Raw genomic sequence first — 16,485 nt, 5'->3', positions numbered from 1 at the left:
TTACAGGAAACCTATTGAATGAATAAAAAACTACAATTATGGCATTTGAAATATCTGTTTTTCTCGAAAACAAAATCACGCATTTTGAAGCGGTTACTGCGCTGTTAAAAAAGGAGGGGATCAATATTCGTTCGCTTACTTTAAACAACATGGCGCATGGTTGGGGAGTGTTGAGTTTGTTAGTCGACCGGCCCGATGCAGCGTATAAAATTCTTTCCGATCACAAAAACTCGGTGGCCATGAAAGAGGTGATCGCGCTCGAAATGAAAGATGAAGCCGGTGGTTTGGATGAACTGCTGGTGAAGATCGCCCGTGCGGGAATTCATATCGAAAGTGCATACACAAGGCTTATCGCAGAAAATAACCTGGCAGTACTTTTACTCGAAGTACCGGATATTCTGGAAGCTGTTCGACGATTGGAGCTTCACCATGTTCGTATACTCGACGATAAAGTAGTTTACGGAAAATAGTGAATCGCAATCACCAATTGTAGTAAATAAAACATGTAAAACCAAAAATCAACTAAAACTTTATGATTTGGAATGAAAAGATAGAATGCGCTTCTCGCGATGAGATGGCAGCTATTCAAAGTGAACGGCTAAAACAGACTGTTCAACGCATATACCACAATATACCAAGCTACCGGGCCAAAATGCAGGAGATTGATATGTTGCCCGGAGACATTCGTTCGGTGGAAGACCTGAGCAAATTACCGTTTACCAACAAAACCGATTTGCGCGATAATTACCCGTTTGGAATGTTTACCGTTCCTATGAGCGAAATTGTGCGTGTTCATGCCAGCTCGGGAACTACCGGAAAACCAACGGTGGTTGGTTACACCCGAAACGATTTAAGTATGTGGTCGGAAGTGGTAACCCGCTCATTGTGTATGTCGGGCGTAACGCGTAACGACATTGTTCAGGTAGCTTATGGTTACGGACTGTTTACCGGTGGTTTGGGATTGCATTACGGAACCGAAAATCTCGGAGCAACGGTAATTCCTATTTCAGGCGGAAACACCAAAAAGCAAATTCAGTTGATGCAGGATTTTGGTTCAACGGTAGTTGCCTGTACGCCATCATACGCCCTGTTTTTGGCAGAAGTTATGGCAGAAATGGGTATTGATCCGGCAGAACTGAAATTACGTGTAGGAATCTTTGGTGCCGAGCCATGGAGCGAAAGCATGCGGAAGGAAATTGAAGCCAAATTAAAATTGAAAGCCATCGATATTTATGGTTTGAGTGAAGTGATCGGGCCGGGTGTATCGTGCGAATGCGAACACCAGGTGGGCATGCACGTTAACGAAGACCATTTTATTCCAGAAATTCTCGATACCGAAACGCTTCAGCCTGTTGCTCCGGGCGAAGTGGGAGAGTTGGTATTTTCTACCATTACGAAAGAGGGAATTCCTATTCTTCGTTATCGAACGCGCGATCTTACCCGTTTGATTTACGATAAATGTGAGTGCGGACGTACGCTGGTGCGCATGGAAAAATGTAAAGGCCGCTCGGATGATATGTTGATCATTCGTGGAGTGAATGTATTCCCGTCGCAGATTGAAAGTGTATTGCTCGAAATGAGCGAGACCGAACCACATTACCTGCTGATCGTAGAGCGCGAAGGAACACTTGATGTGCTGAAACTAATGGTGGAAGTGCAGGAGCAGTTCTTCTCTGATGAGGTTCGCGAACTTGAGAAACTGAAAAAGAAAATCACGCACAATATTCAAAGTACGCTTGGTATTTCGGTTGATGTAAAACTGGTGGAACCAAAAACCATTGAGCGTACAGCGGGAAAAGCAAAACGTGTAATCGATAACCGTAAAATCTAAAGCCATGATCATAAAACAAGTATCTGTTTTTTTAGAGAACAAGTCAGGACGATTAAACGAAGTGACAAAAATTTTGGCGGATGCCGAAGTAAATCTGTCGGCGTTTACCATTGCTGATACATCTGATTTTGGTATACTGAGGATGATCGTTTCCGATCCGGATAAGGCATGCACGGTGTTAAAAGAAAATGCATTTTCGGTAAAAACCACCGATGTTGTTTTGGCAAAAACACCAAATCAGCCGGGCAGTTTAAGTAAATTGCTTGATGTTTTACAAAAGGAAGAAGTGTTTATCGAATACATGTACGCCTTTTCAATGAACGATGAAGGGGCAGTAACCGTTATTCGTCCAACGCGTGTTGAACGTTGTGTGGAAATGCTGCAAAAACATAAAACCGAGCTATTGGGAAGCGATGAATTGTATCAGTTGTAGCAAACATTCGATAGATAATAGATAAGCGGATTTCCGGAAGGAGATCCGCTTTTTTTGTGAAAGTAACTTGAAAGCCAATAGTAAAATCGGGCTAAGAATTTATTGACTCACCCTGATTGTGCCTTCGACACAATCGTCCCTCTCTACAAGTAGAGAGGGAGTGAGGGAGAGTTAGCTGAAAGTTTGTTTTACTTTCATCCCTGTTGGTAATTCTCGTGAATCATGAATGTATTTTGTGAGTAGGTGTTTACTAATCCAAAAACACGAGGTTTTGTTCTTTCACGCTGATGACGCAGATTATCGCAGATTTTGAGGCCGTCAAAAAAGTAAAACAAATAATGATCAAACTTTCAGTTTATAACCAACTTTCATTTTGACCCTTCAAACCTCTCAGCCAGTTGGCGGAAGTCTTAAAGTCCCCTACAGGGGATTTAGGGGTGAAAAATCAAGTGGTTACTTACATACTGTATGTTTATACTATTGCAATATTATTTTTTTTCTGCGCACATCTGCGACATCTGCGTGACACATTATTTTCTTGCGGAAATAAGGTCTGATATAAGCTAAATTTAATTTCATTGCAACGTAACTAAATGATTATTGTAAATTAGAGGATCAAAAAACAATAAAACATGGAAGTACTTGGAATTGATTTTGGCGGATCGGGGATTAAAGGAGCAATTGTGGATACAAAAACCGGTGAGTTAGTTACAGAACGTCACCGTATTGAAACGCCGCAACCTGCAACTCCTGATGCTGTGGCGGAAGTGATGGCACAGCTTACTGAGCATTTTAACTGGAAAGGCAAAGTTGGCGTTGGTGTTCCTGCCGTGGTAAAAAACGGTGTAATGCTGACCGCAGCGAACATTGATAAAAGTTGGATCGGACAGGAAGTCAATAAAAAATTATCAGAGAAAACAGGCTGCGAAGTAGAGTGTGTTAACGATGCTGATGCCGCCGGAATTGCCGAGATCCATTTTGGTGCCGGAGCCAAAGAAAAAGGAATGGTGTTTTTACTTACAATTGGTACCGGAGTTGGGACTGTTATCTTTATCGATAAACACCTGGTTCCTAATCTCGAACTGGGCCACCTTGAATTTAAAGGAAAAACCATAGAACGCTATTCGGCCGATTCGGTTCGCAAAAGAAAAGACCTGTCGTGGGAAGAATGGGGGAAACGTTTTAACAAAGCATTGGATTATTACGATAAGATGTTTAATCCGAACCTGTTTATTATTGGTGGTGGTGTCAGCAAAAAAATGGATAGGTTTGAGGAATACATAAACCTGGATACGCCTGTTGTTCCTGCCGAAATGGAAAACAACGCCGGCATTATCGGCGCTGCTTTAAATATGGTTTACAAATAAACTGAGTTGGTGAATGTTCATTGTAAGCTAACGTGATGTTTCTTCACGATTCTTACTACACGCCGGTATACAATTTCCATTATACTCCATTCGTAACCTTTAAAATTGGTGGTATTTACAAATTGAATAACAACCGTGTCGGTGTTTTTGTGGTATTTTGCGATGCTCATATAACCCGGCATTAATCCTGTGTGTTCGTATACGTAAATGGAGGAATATATTTCCTGTTCGCCTTCGTTAAAAACTGAACCATCGTTTAATGCCCGAAGAAAAATGCCGACATCTTCAGCGCTGGCAACCATTGAAGTCAGCTTTGTTCCGTAATCACCGGCTTTAATATCTTCTTCAATCCCAACGTAATAACCACTCATTACATCGTCGATGTTTTCCTCGGTTACCCCACCAAAAGTGTTTTTCAGACCAAGAGGTTCCAGAATTTCTTTTTTAATCGTTTGAAAGGTATCTTCTCCTGTCACTTTTTCAATCAGCATGGAAATCAACAAGTAGTTGGTGTTCGAGTATTTGTACTTTTTGTCGGGGGCAAAATCGGCCGGTAAATCAAGCACGCGTTCAAGCGCTTCCTGGCTACTTGATGGTGGTTCTGCCCAAAAGTTTGGTGTATCGGTTAAATTCGGAATTCCGCTGCGGTGCTGCACCATCATTCTCAGAGTAATTTTGTCGGCATTTTCAATCCTTCCCAGCAATTCAGGGAAATAGTCTGCCAGCGTTCTATCCAGCGACAAACGTCCGTCGCTAACCAGTTTGGTAATGGCAACTGCATCGTAGAGTTTACTTATACTGGCAATTTTAAATAATGAATGCGGATCGGCCGGTATTTTGTTTTCCCGGTTTTTGTATCCGGCAGCATAAAAAGCAGGTTCTTTTCCGGCTTCGTCAACATAAACAATTATTCCATCGAGACCGTATTTTATGCTTTTATCGAGTTGCACCTGAACGGTATTCGGTAGTGGCGTAATCATGATTCTGAGTAATATCCATGGCACAAAAAACAGGGATATGGCGGTTCCTGTTAATAACATTATTCTAATAATTAGTATTGTGTGTTTCTTTTTCATCGTATGTATGGATAGTGAATTTTAATAATTTACATAACGTTTTTGCAATGTAATGGTTCGGTGTTGATTTACAAGCACTTTATTCGACTTCCCATAAATCCAGCGATCCGGAACTTTCAGCAATGAATCTTTTTCCATCAGGAAGTATGGCAATGGCTTTATGACTGCCAGATTTCGTATAAGTTCGGATTTTCTCTCCCGATTCAATATCCCATAAATCCAGCGATCCTGAACTTTCCGCAATAAACCTTTTTCCGTCAGGTAAAATGGCAATAGCATTGTGACTGCCAGATTTCGTATAAGTTCGGATCTTTTCTCCTGATTCAATTTCCCACAAATCCAGCGATCCCGAGCTTTCTGCAATAAATCTTTCACCATCCGGCAAAACGGCAATGGCATCGTGATTTCCTGACGTTGTATAGGTTCGAATCTTCTTCCCGGAATCAATGTCCCAAAGATCTAATGAACCTGAACTCTCAGCAATAAACTTTTTCCCGTCAGGCAGAATGGCAATAGCATCATGATCTCCTGAAGTTGTAAATGTCTTTACCTTGTAATCTTCCTGGGCGAAAGAAAACAGGTTCATTGTGATGAAAAAAATTAAAATAATTCTGCTCATAGTTTTTCGTTTTGAAGTTGCAAGACACCAACTTTTTTGAAATTGGTTTTTAATCCAAACAGCGGTCTCATAAAACCAATTCTTCTGATCAAAAATTCATAAGTGATAAAACAAGAGGCAAATGTAAATGCTGTAATTGCTACAAATTTCGTCATCGCGGGTATATCCAGCGGTAAAATAATCAATGATCCTGCGTATAAAGCAAACATGTGGATTATATATACAGGATAGGCGGCCTGGCTCAAGTAGCTAAGTGCGGCACTTGGTTTGTTCAGGTATTGGTAACCCAGACCGAAGATGCCAAATATCCAACAATTTGATTCGATCGCCATAAGATAGTTCGGAGACGTGGTTTTGTAAACCAGCAATCTAACAATGTATAAAACAAGTGCTAAACCAATATACAACCATTTCCATTTCGATATGGTTTGCCAAAATACCTGTCCGCTGTACACAAACAGAAAACCAAAGAAGAAAGCAAGCAGACCAAGAAAAAAGCCATGCCAGGTTTCAGCGTAAACGGAAAATATTTGAGGTTTTATGATTACTGCCTCCAGAATAAAAAAGACGGAGAGCGACAAAGGACCAATCGGATTTTTCATCAACAACGACAATCCTTTTTTGAATTTGCTTTCTTCTTTTTTAGTCAGATAAATAAAAAGTGGTGTCAGCACCAGCACGTAGATAAATATGTTTCCGAGAAACCACAAATGTCCCATGTGCGGGTAATAACTAATGGGCAAATTGTAAAATTTCTGAAAAATTACAAAGTGAAGCGGCGCAATGGCCAATACTCCAAAAATCAGCGGGATCAGAATTCGACGTGTACGTTCGCCAAGCAATTGCAAATAGTTGCGTTTTCGCATGGCAAAATACAAACCCATTCCCGATACGTAGAACAAGAGCGGAATCCTCCAAACGTTTAACAACGTCATCGGTTTCCATAAATTTTCAAGAGGTATGTTGCTTCTGACGAAACCAACAAACATGGCCCACGGTTGAAAAACGATGGCAACGTGGTAGATCAAAAGTAAACCAATAGCCAGCACGCGCAACCAGTCGATATCGTGTCTTCTTTCTGTTTTCATTTTCTTTTTGTTTTAATTTTTCACTTTACCCCTCTGTCTTTCGACATCTCCCCTCGCGAGGGGAGAACATCTAAAGCGAATATTTCAAGCGTTATTATTCTGCTTAATGCCGGTTTTAAACTACTTTCCCTTTGTAAGGGGAAGTGCCGACAGGCGAAGGGGTAATGTCTTGAACACTTAAGGATCATCACGTTATTCTGTCTATTGCAACATCATAGCAATTACGGGGCGGGTCTTTTCTATCTCGGTTAAGTCGAACGAAATACCAAGTGGCTCCAGTTGTTGTTGCATCATCTGATAGATCGGTTTCATATCCGTAAACGGGGCTAAAACCGATTCGCGGGCGGTTGCGCCAAAATTGTTTTTTAAGGTTTTGTCGGCTTTGGCATCAAGTAGCATTTGCACAATTTCAATATTACAAAAGAATGCTGCTGCGTGCAGGGCAGTCGAACCGTCGTTGTTTTTAAGGTTCAGATCAGCACCGGCATCAATCAGTGTTTTGGCAATTGTAGTTTTATTAAACGATACAGCTGCAATTAGCGGAGTTGATCCACTCATCTGTTCTTTCTTATTAATATCTGTTCCTGCTTCAATGTGTTGTTTTACGGCTTCGAGGTTACCCGACATTATTGCGGTGTGCAAGTCAACTTTTGGTTTTTCAACGCTCGATTTTACTTTGGCATCATTTTCTGACTGAACGTTATTATTAGTACCAGAATTTGAACATGCTGATAATAATACCAGGAGAATAAGTGAAAAATTTACTACTGATTTAAACGAATTTCTTTTTAATGTTTTCATCTTCTAAAATTTTAATGTTTTTGTTTTTGAAAATTGTTTGTACAAAGATGAAGGTTTCGCAAACGCCTGATTTAAACCATATGCAGCGATAAGTGTTAAGTTTGAATCGGGTATGAAAATTATGATGCAATAATGCCACATTTGAAGCAGGAGAGCTTTTTTAAGGCAGCATTTTCATAAATTTTCCTACTTTCGTTTTATTAAGAATTAGCATGTCAGACACATCAATTTTTGGAGCAGATTTTATAGAAAAAGCGGAAGCGATCATTTTGGAGAATATCGCGAATGAGCAATTTGGCGTTTCCGAGTTGGCCGATCTTATGAATATGAGCCGTTCCAGTTTGCTCCGAAAAATAAAAACACATACACAGCTTTCGGCAAGTCAGTTTATTCGTCAGGTTCGTGTTACAAAAGGCATGGAAATGTTGAAGCAAACCTCGCTAACGGTTGCCGAGATTTCTTACCAGGTGGGTTTTGGAAACACCTCGTATTTCATTAAATGTTTTCGCGAGGAATATGGGTATTCTCCGGGTGAGGTGCGCAAAGGAGTAATGCCGGAAGAGAACGAAGATATCCAGGAAAGTGGTTTCAAAAAATACAAATGGTATGGGATTGGTGCGATGGCTCTCGTCGTAATTGTGCTGTCCGTTTTGCTTCTCGGTAAAAAAAGTGACACTCCGGTTCAGTTGGAGAAATCAATAGCCGTACTGCCTTTTGTAAACGAAAGCAGCGATTCGCTAAACCTCTATTTTGTAAACGGACTCATGGAATCGACTTTGAACAACCTGCAGAAAATTGGTGATCTGCATGTTGTTAGCCGAACTTCGGTGGCAAAATATCGGGATACGGAGAAAAGTATTCCTGAAATTGCTGAAGAATTAAATGTAAGCTACCTGGTTGAGGGAAGTGGCCAACGGTACGGAAACAAGGTATTGCTTAATATTCAGTTGATTGAAGCAGCAAGCGACCGACCAATTTGGGGCGAACAATACAGTCGTGAAGTGGACGATGTATTTGCGCTTCAGAATGAAGTAGCCCGGAAAATCGCTGACGCCATCAAGGTTGTGGTAACACCCGCGGAATTAAAACAGATTGAGAAAATACCAACAGAAAATTTGGAGGCTTACGACTATTATTTGCAGGCGCTTAATTTGTATTATAACCGAACGCAGGAGAATTTGGAGAAAGCGATTTCATTGTTTGAGAAAGCAATAGAAGAGGACGATCAGTTCGCGCTGGCTTACGCCAATGTGGCTATCGCGTATTACTTCCTCGATGTCAACCAAAAAGAAAAACTGTACACCGAACAAATCAATAATTTTGCTGATAAGGCGTTGCTTTACGACTCGCGTTCAGCCGAAAGCCTGATTGCCAAAGCGCTTTATTACATACAAATGGAGGAGTATAACCTGGCTTTGCCACATTTGGAGAAGGCACTGGAATACAATCCAAACTCGTCGGCAGTGGTGCAGATGCTGGCCGATTTATACGCCCGCGTAATTCCGAACACTGCGAAATATCTGGAGTATGCGTTAAAAGGTATTCAACTCGATATTGCAGCGAACGATTCTATCGGCAAAAGTTTCATCTATTTGCACCTGAGTAATGCGCTCATTCAAAATGGTTTTATTGATGAGGCGGCTACTTATATTGATAAATCGCTGGATTTCAATCCTGAGAATTATTATTCGCCGATGGTGAAAACTTATATTTTGTACGCTAAAAATGGCGATGCAGAACAGATAAAAAAATTAATGCTTAAGGAGTGGCGCAAGGATACTACCCGCCTGGATCTTTTGCAGGATGTGGCAAAAGTTTATTATTTCCAGGAAGATTATGACAGTGCCTTCTACTATTTCCAAAAATTTATTGAAGCCCGCGATAAATACGGACTGGATATTTACCCACAGGAGGATATAAAAATTGCCTGGGTATATCAAAAAATGGGTTTACAGGAACAGGCCGCTAAGTTTTTCGATAGTTATAAGGCGTATTGCAATAACGACCAATCGATTTATAAAACTGCGAGTATGGCTGTAATGTATGCTTATGAAGGGAAATACGATGAAGCCATCGAGCAGCTGAAAATTTTTGCTACTCAGGATAATTACCAGTACTGGATATTAGTTTTTCAGGGTATCGATCCGATTTTGAAACCCTTGGAAAACAATCCGGAATACCGGGAAACGCAACAAAAGATTAAAGATCGGTTTTGGCGACAACATGATGTTTTGAAAAAGCTTTTGGAGGAAAAAGGATTGATTTAGCGCGCCCGTTAAAACCAAATGAAAACAAGCAAGATAAAACAAAGATGATTCACTTAACAATTACCGGAAATACTACCCATTTAAAATCTGCTGAAAAGAAACAGCCCGAAGCAATTTTAAGGCTGGGTGACGAGCTTCTTGCCGAAAAGTTTTTCAGCGAATTTCCGCCAACAAGCGATGAAATCGACAGCGCCATAAACTATACTGAAGAGATGCTTGCTCCTGTTGAGGATAGGTTTGTTGTCGATACTGATTTGTATACCGACGACTCAATGGCTTTGCAGATTGCCGGACTGGCTTTTAATACTTCTAATGAAGGTAAGCGTATTGGCGTTCCTGTAATCGAATTGGAAAATGTTTTCTTCCGATTATCCGAAATTGTAAACGGACTTCCTGCAAGTCAGGATGTTCTTCCTCAATCAAAACAATTCGCCGCCTATTTGCTTATTCTCCGTGAAGTTATGCACCACCTGGGATTTGAGCGTTTAGAGGTGGAAGTCTCAACTAATATCTAATCAATTGTAATTGTTTCCTGCAATCGGATATCATCCGAAGCCGCACCGATCATCAACTTAAAATCGCCAGCCTCAACCACGCGCTCGTAATTGGCGTCTATCATGCTCAACTGCTCTTCGCCAACTGTGAAAGCAATACGTTTCGTTTCGCCTTTTTTCAGAACGACCTGTTTAAAATCTATCAATTGTTTTATTGGGCGTACTGTCGATGCATATTCGTCGCGTAGGTACAATTGAACCACTTCAGTTCCGTCGTAATCACCCGTATTTTTTAGGTCGAACGAAACAGTGTAGCTGTATTTATCCTTTCTTTCTGTGGTCATATTTTGATAACTGAACGAGGTGTAGCTTTTTCCAGCTCCAAACGCGTAAAGTGGAGCGGAACTTCCTTCCACATAGTTATGCGCTTTTGGATTTTTTTTGTTGTAATAATTCGGCAGCTGACCAACACTGGCAGCTATCGATACAGGTAAACGTCCACTCGGATTGTAATCGCCAAACAGAACATCGGCAATTCCGTTTCCACCTTGCTCTCCCGGATACCAGGCAGTTAACAATGCATCAGCATTTTCGGCTGCCCAGTTCATATTGAGTGGGCGTCCTTCAATGTAGATAACTACCATCGGTTTGCCCGTTTTTTTTATGGCTTCCAACAATTTCATCTGGTCTCCCATTAACATAAGTGTCGAGCGGTCGTTGCCTTCGCCGCTTTCCATATCGCTAAGTACTTCGCTGTTGGCAATAGCAGCACCTGTTTCCTGGTAGTCGGTACTGAAATCGCGGGCGCTTGATCCTCCAACAACTACCACAACCACATCAGCATTCTCGGCAGCTTTCACAGCTGCAGGAATATTCGATTGTGTGGTGTCGCGAATGGCGCATCCTTTTTCATAGATTACATTTTTAGCGCCTAGTTTATTAACCAATCCTTCGTAAACCGTAACAACCGATTCAGCCGGTTGTGGTGCGGTGTAGTCGCCCAGCTGGTTATATATCATATCTGCATTCGGACCAACAACGGCCACTTTTATATCTTTTTTAGGAAGGGGTAAAGTAGCTCCTTTATTCTCAAGTAAAACGGTTGATTGCTGTGCCATTTTTCGAGCCAGTTCAATATGGGCATCATTGTGCACTATCTTCTCAGCTTTACCCGGATCAACAAACGGAGAATCAAAAAGCCCCATTTCGAATTTTAGGCGAATAACATTAGAAACAGCTGAATCTATTATACTTTCATCCAGAAGACCTTGCTGAACCGCATTTTTAAGTCTTGCGTAAGCCTGTCCACCCAGGTCAACGTTTGTGCCGGCCACGATGGATTTTAAGGCAGCTTCTTCAGCTGTTTTTACAATGCGATGTGATCCGGCAATTCCTTCTATGCTAAAAAGGTCGGAAACCGTAAATCCACTGAAATGCCAGTCTTCACGCAAAATATCAGTCAGGTATTCCTTGTTCATCGTCGATGGAAGACCATCGATTGAATTGTAGGAAGTCATTACCGACAAAGCTCCGGCATCGATGGCGGCTTTAAAAGGCGGGAAATAATTTTCCAGCAAATCACGCCTGCTAACAATCGATGCGTTTCCGTTAATGCCCGATTCTGGTACACCATAAGCTACAAAGTGTTTTAATGTTGAAATTACACTGTTAGCCTGCTTCAGATCGCCACCTCCAAGTCCTTTTACCATGGCGCTTCCCATTTGGGCGATGAGTATCGGGTCTTCGCCAAAAGTTTCCTCAACGCGCGACCAGCGCGGATCGCGTGCGAGGTCGAGAATAGGACCGTAGGCGATGTGTGCGCCTTGTGCACTTATTTCTGCAGCAATGGCTTGCCCCATTTCTTCCATCAACGCAGTGTTGAACGTGGCAGCCTGACCCAAACTGGTTGGAAAAACGGTTGTCCCGATTGCCATATGCCCGTGGGCAGCTTCTTCAGCTAAAAATATTGGGATTCCCAGGCGGGAATTATCAATCATGTATTGTTGCAGTGCATTTGCTGCCTCTGCAGCTTGTTCTGGTGAAAGTCCGGTTTTTAGTGTTTTCTGCGTCCAAGGATCGGCGCGGAAAGTTGCCCAATACATTCCCGGCTGCTTTTCCTTTTGCATGTTTTTAAAGGTTTCAGAAACAGTAACTTCAGAACTGTTCTTTTCATACATTTCCCAGCCCATTGGGCATAGCAACTGACCCAGCTTTTCATCCAAAGTCATGCGGTTCAACAAATCCTGTGTACGTTCTTCAACTGAATATTTAGCATCCTGATAAACAGGATTCGTTGGTTGTGCACTTACAATACTACTAATCAAGAGTAAACAAAAAAGAATTCTGAACCACATAGCTTAACTTTCTTTATCGGATAAAATTTATGGCTCAAAAATATGGATTTCCGCTAAATTCTGCCCAACATCAGCCAGACAGTTTTTGAGATAAGTCAGTAAAGAAATTCAAGGAGCGGAGTATCAATCGTTTGCCAGATTTACAATGTGGCAAGCAACCACGCCGGCAGTTTCTGTTCTTAGTCGTGCATCTCCCAGGGAAATCGCTTCGAAACCATTTGCCAGCGCCAGTTCAACTTCTTCCGGGCTGAAATCACCTTCGGGGCCAATTAAAATAAGCACGTTGTCGCCGGGATTTACAACATTCTTGAGATGAGGTTTTTCGCCCTCATTACAATGCGCAATAAATTTTTTTGTTTCAGTGGCTTGAGTCAGCAAATCCGATAGTTTGGTCAACTCATTTAATTTTGGAAGGTATGCTTTTACCGATTGTTTCATGGCCGAAACCAGGATCTTTTCCAAACGTTCAGGTTTTATCACTTTTCTTTCCGAATGTTCCGAAAGGAGAGGGGTGATCTCATCGATACCAATTTCGGTGCATTTTTCCAGGAACCATTCCGTGCGGTCGATGTTTTTTGTTGGGGCAATGGCAATGTGCAAATGAAAGTTCTTTTTCCCGAATTCATTTTGCGAATTAATAATGCCGAGTTTACATTTTTTGGGATTGGCATCAGTAATCCGGGCTTTGTAGAATCCACCTTTGCCGTCAACCAGTTCAATTTCGTCGTCTTCTTTTAAGCGAAGCACACGAATGGCATGTTTCGATTCGGTTTCATCTAAAAGAACTTCGGCACCTGAAATTGTTGGAACATAAAATAACTGCATGGATTCAAAACTTTTTCAAGTGCCAAAGTTAGTAAAAATGTTATTCTGATTTTTTCGAAATTTCGAAGTTCGGAACAAACAGAAACGTAAATTAAGATTCAGGTTCTTCGCTGAACTTAAATGTTTTATACAGGTAGCCCATTGCCGGGAAAATGATCAACACTCCAACAATTAACGCAATCAACAAAAATAATTGTACTTGTTGAGGAGCCTTCGCTGCCTGAATGGTAATATCGTGACCACTGTTTGTTTTTACCAGCACCGGCATCTGAATGGTTAACCATCCGGTAACGATGAGCGTTGTTTGAAGCCCCGCCGTTAACCGCAACCAGTTACCTTTATTTTTATTCAGAAAATACCAGAATGCAGGCAGTGCAAGTGTGGCGATAACAATACATGTTACACTGACAGGAGAGTTGATAAAGTCTTTTAACAGCGGATGACCGGCAACTTTGGCTGTTGCGAAAACAACCGCTCCCATAACAACCAGCGAGATTAACAGGCGTTTGGTCATGCGTGTAAAATAAATGATATAGTCCTCATCATCAATTTCACTTACCGTAAAAATACCTGCCAAAAAGGCAAATAATAATACCGTGAACAAGCCCATGCTTACCGAAAACCAGTTCAGCCACGGATGGATGTAAACGGTATAAAAACCAAGTTGGTAATCCATCGATATTTCACCAAGAATAAGTCCGCCAACCGTTACGCCTAAAAAGAATGTGGTAAAAACGCTGGAGTAACGAAATATGGCCGAGTAAATGGCTTTAGGACGTTCTTCTTCGATATCATAATGCCTGAATGTAAACGCTGATCCGCGTGCGATGATACCAAGCAAAACCAGCAATACAGGAATGTGCAGTGCGGTTAGAATCGTGGAATATACCGATGGAAATCCCACAAAGAGAATTACCACAACCAGGATAAGCCACACGTGGTTAGCTTCCCAAACCGGGGCAATGGCGCGTGACACAATCTTTGATGCTTTTCCTCTTGATAAAAGTTCGAGGATACCACCACCAAAATCGGCTCCACCTAGCAGCACGTAGAGTAATAAACAAATAACCAGTATGATCAGATTAGCTTCAGCCATTTTTGAGATATTTTGATTGTAATACTTGAATTTGACGGCTCAACAGCCAGGTAACCACAAAAGTTAGAATGGCATAAACCGCGGTAATCGTGTAAAAAGTATACTGGATGCCCGGCATTGGAGTTAACGAATCTTCCGTTTTCATAATGCCGTAAATAATCCAGGGCTGGCGACCAACTTCGGTAACTATCCAACCCGCCTCAACAGCAATAAAGCCCAACGGAGTGGCGATGGCCAACATGCGCAACCACCATTTTTTTACCAGCCAGTGTTTCCATTTGTAGGTTCCGGCAAAAAACAACGCAGCAATCAGCATCAGAAACATTCCGATACCAACCATTAACTGGAATGAATAGTGGGTAATCGGTACTGGTGGCCATTCTTCTTCGGGGAATTCTTCCAGCCCTTTTACTTCGGCGTTAAAATCGCCATGTGCCAGGAAACTCAAAAATCCCGGCAGTTTTATTGCGTATTTTACTTCGCGGTTTTCTACATCAGGAATTCCACCAATGATAAGTGCTGCTTTTTCTTCAGTTTTAAAATGCGACTCGAAAGCAGCCAGTTTTGCAGGTTGTAATTTTGCAACATTTTTAGCAGCCAAATCGCCACTTATAGGTTGCAGAATTGCTGCTACCGAAGCAAATGCCAGGGCAATTGTTATTGCTTTAGCGTGTATTTCCAGTTTGTTTTTCATGAACAGAATAGCATGAACACCCGCTACAGCAAAACCTGTTGCCGAAAAAGCCGCGATGGTCATGTGGTGGGCCTGCGAAAACCAGGCTTTGTTAAACATCGCCTTTACCGGGTTGATATTAAAAGCTTGTCCGTCAATCCAGTCGAAACCCGATGGAGCATTCATCCACGCATTGGCCGAAACCACAAAAATTCCGGATAGAACACCCGCAATTCCTACTACCATTCCGGTATAGAGGTGAACCCATTTGTTCAGGCGTTTCCAACCGTAAAGAAACAATCCGAGGGCGATCGCTTCCACGAAGAAAGCTGTTCCTTCCCACGAAAAAGGCATCCCGAAAATTGGCCCGGCATGTTTCATAAATGTGGGCCATAACATTCCTAACTCAAATGATAATACGGTACCCGAAACGGCACCAACGGCAAAAAATATTGCAACACCTTTTGCCCATGCTTTTGCCAGATCGAGGTATACCGGATTTTTTGTGCGAAGCCATTTTAATTCGGCAACAAACATAAACCAGGGCATTACCATACCAATACACGCAAAAACAATATGAAATCCTAACGAAACGGCCATTTGCATTCTGGCAGCCATAAATTCATCCATGTTTTCCTATTTATCTGTTTTCATTGTCCGGTTATTTCAACAACAATTATCTCATGTAGTTTGAGCTTTTTTAAAGATTTCTGCATTCTATATAAGCAATTTGGTTCAAAATGCTGATTGCTTGGAATATAGAATTAATTTTTGTTGTTATTGTTCTGCTAATTTAGAAAATAAAAACAAGCATTAACAGGATGTTGGGGTGTTTTTAATAAACTAAAGTTTAAAAAGTGTCTGTTGCAAGAAGCTATTTGAACATTCGGGGAACTAGGTGAAAAGCCAGCTTGCCATTTCGTGCTTCCACCTCTTCCCAGCTCTTTACATCGAAGTTTATTCCAACCGTAGATGTAGTCGGCATATCGCTGTAAAATTCTTCCAGCAAATTACACACGTAGTAGTAAAATCCGGGATTGTGTCCAAAGAAGAATACCTTGTTGACATCGGATGGCTGCGCTTTTATTAATTCCAGGAAATCATTGGTAGTAAGTCCATCGTAAATATCCTCAACGGTAATGATATCTTGTTCGCTGTAATCAAGATTTTCAGCAAATATCATCGCCGTTTTAAAGGCCCGTTTGGCAGGACTTGATATGATTTTGTCCGGAATAATCCCACGTTTTTTTAGCTCCTCGCTAACCAGTTTGGCATCGCTTTTACCACGTTCACGCAGGTCGCGCGTAAAATCATCTTCGTATCCGTAAGGAACGGCTTTACCATGTCGAACAATTACTACTTGTTTCATCTTCTTAAAATTGGTTATAAACTTTCATATCGAGTTCACGGTTGAATGTCGTGAATGATTTTGCTTTTCTCCCTGTGCTGTTAACAAATTTAGATTAATTTATGGTCAATAGCATTACCGGGAATCCTGTTGTATAACAAATGACGCGAATGTTTTTACATTTTTGCTGGCGGAATTCTCTTATTTTTGAAG

General features: G+C 41.5%; 15 protein-coding genes. 6 read left to right on the top strand and 9 right to left on the bottom strand.

The features are described 5' to 3' along the window. Positions 1-38 precede the first annotated feature (38 nt). The 4 genes from SLH46_RS12565 to ppgK all read left to right on the top strand — a co-directional run bounded on the left by SLH46_RS12565 (position 39) and on the right by ppgK (position 3,631). A complete protein-coding gene (locus SLH46_RS12565) occupies positions 39-470 on the top strand; it encodes a hypothetical protein (protein ID WP_320281542.1) in 432 nt (143 codons plus the stop codon). A gap of 62 nt (positions 471-532) precedes the next feature. Next, positions 533-1,831: a phenylacetate--CoA ligase family protein gene (locus tag SLH46_RS12560; RefSeq protein ID WP_320281541.1), complete on the top strand. Its 1,299-nt coding sequence runs from the start codon at positions 533-535 to the stop codon at positions 1,829-1,831. Between the two features lie 4 nt (positions 1,832-1,835). Continuing rightward, complete coding sequence (locus tag SLH46_RS12555) at positions 1,836-2,264, top strand: ACT domain-containing protein (protein ID WP_320281540.1); 429 nt, start codon at positions 1,836-1,838, stop codon at positions 2,262-2,264. A 632-nt stretch (positions 2,265-2,896) separates the two neighbouring features. Further along, positions 2,897-3,631 carry a polyphosphate--glucose phosphotransferase gene (ppgK, locus tag SLH46_RS12550; protein WP_320281539.1) on the top strand — a complete coding sequence of 245 codons (735 nt, stop codon included), beginning with the start codon at positions 2,897-2,899 and terminating at the stop codon, positions 3,629-3,631. A gap of 17 nt (positions 3,632-3,648) precedes the next feature. Here the strand turns inward: ppgK and SLH46_RS12545 are convergent, their stop codons facing one another. From SLH46_RS12545 to SLH46_RS12530, 4 genes are all read right to left on the bottom strand, one after another. After that, complete coding sequence (locus SLH46_RS12545) at positions 3,649-4,671, bottom strand: serine hydrolase domain-containing protein (RefSeq protein WP_320281538.1); 1,023 nt, start codon at positions 4,669-4,671, stop codon at positions 3,649-3,651. 115 nt (positions 4,672-4,786) lie between these two features. Next, positions 4,787-5,326, bottom strand: a complete 540-nt coding sequence (locus SLH46_RS12540; protein ID WP_320281537.1) for a WD40 repeat domain-containing protein — start codon at positions 5,324-5,326, stop codon at positions 4,787-4,789. Next, positions 5,323-6,414 carry an acyltransferase family protein gene (locus SLH46_RS12535; RefSeq protein WP_320281536.1) on the bottom strand — a complete coding sequence of 364 codons (1,092 nt, stop codon included), beginning with the start codon at positions 6,412-6,414 and terminating at the stop codon, positions 5,323-5,325. The genes SLH46_RS12540 and SLH46_RS12535 overlap by 4 nt, the downstream gene beginning before the upstream one ends. A gap of 201 nt (positions 6,415-6,615) precedes the next feature. Beyond that, on the bottom strand, positions 6,616-7,215 hold the full coding sequence (locus tag SLH46_RS12530; protein WP_320281535.1) for an ankyrin repeat domain-containing protein: 600 nt from the start codon (positions 7,213-7,215) through the stop codon (positions 6,616-6,618). Between the two features lie 212 nt (positions 7,216-7,427). On the opposite strand from SLH46_RS12530, the gene SLH46_RS12525 reads away from it, so the two are divergent. Next, positions 7,428-9,482, top strand: coding sequence for a helix-turn-helix domain-containing protein (locus SLH46_RS12525; protein WP_320281534.1), 2,055 nt, complete (start codon positions 7,428-7,430; stop codon positions 9,480-9,482). Positions 9,483-9,526: 44 nt separating this feature from the next. Continuing rightward, the gene (locus tag SLH46_RS12520; protein ID WP_320281533.1) at positions 9,527-9,997 is read left to right on the top strand and encodes a hypothetical protein; all 471 of its coding nucleotides are present in this window, start codon (positions 9,527-9,529) and stop codon (positions 9,995-9,997) included. On the opposite strand, the gene SLH46_RS12515 is transcribed toward SLH46_RS12520, so the two are convergent. The 5 genes from SLH46_RS12515 to SLH46_RS12495 all read right to left on the bottom strand — a co-directional run bounded on the left by SLH46_RS12515 (position 9,994) and on the right by SLH46_RS12495 (position 16,293). Then, positions 9,994-12,330: a glycoside hydrolase family 3 N-terminal domain-containing protein gene (locus SLH46_RS12515; protein ID WP_320281532.1), complete on the bottom strand. Its 2,337-nt coding sequence runs from the start codon at positions 12,328-12,330 to the stop codon at positions 9,994-9,996. The genes SLH46_RS12520 and SLH46_RS12515 overlap by 4 nt on opposite strands. A 123-nt stretch (positions 12,331-12,453) precedes the next feature. Beyond that, positions 12,454-13,155, bottom strand: coding sequence for a 16S rRNA (uracil(1498)-N(3))-methyltransferase (locus tag SLH46_RS12510; protein ID WP_320281531.1), 702 nt, complete (start codon positions 13,153-13,155; stop codon positions 12,454-12,456). Between the two features lie 91 nt (positions 13,156-13,246). Continuing rightward, entirely contained in the window at positions 13,247-14,251 is a 1,005-nt protein-coding gene (locus SLH46_RS12505; RefSeq protein WP_320281530.1) for a cytochrome d ubiquinol oxidase subunit II, read from the bottom strand. Next, complete coding sequence (locus SLH46_RS12500) at positions 14,244-15,554, bottom strand: cytochrome ubiquinol oxidase subunit I (protein ID WP_320281529.1); 1,311 nt, start codon at positions 15,552-15,554, stop codon at positions 14,244-14,246. Before SLH46_RS12500 ends, SLH46_RS12505 begins: the two co-directional genes overlap by 8 nt. Positions 15,555-15,798: 244 nt before the next feature. After that, positions 15,799-16,293, bottom strand: a complete 495-nt coding sequence (locus tag SLH46_RS12495) for a SixA phosphatase family protein (protein WP_320281528.1) — start codon at positions 16,291-16,293, stop codon at positions 15,799-15,801. Positions 16,294-16,485: the final 192 nt, after the last annotated feature.

The sequence above is a fragment of the Draconibacterium sp. IB214405 genome (genome assembly GCF_033963885.1).
Lineage (GTDB): Bacteria > Bacteroidota > Bacteroidia > Bacteroidales > Prolixibacteraceae > Draconibacterium.
The sequence above is the reverse complement of the archived record's forward strand: the minus strand, read 5'-3'. Positions and strand labels throughout refer to the sequence as shown.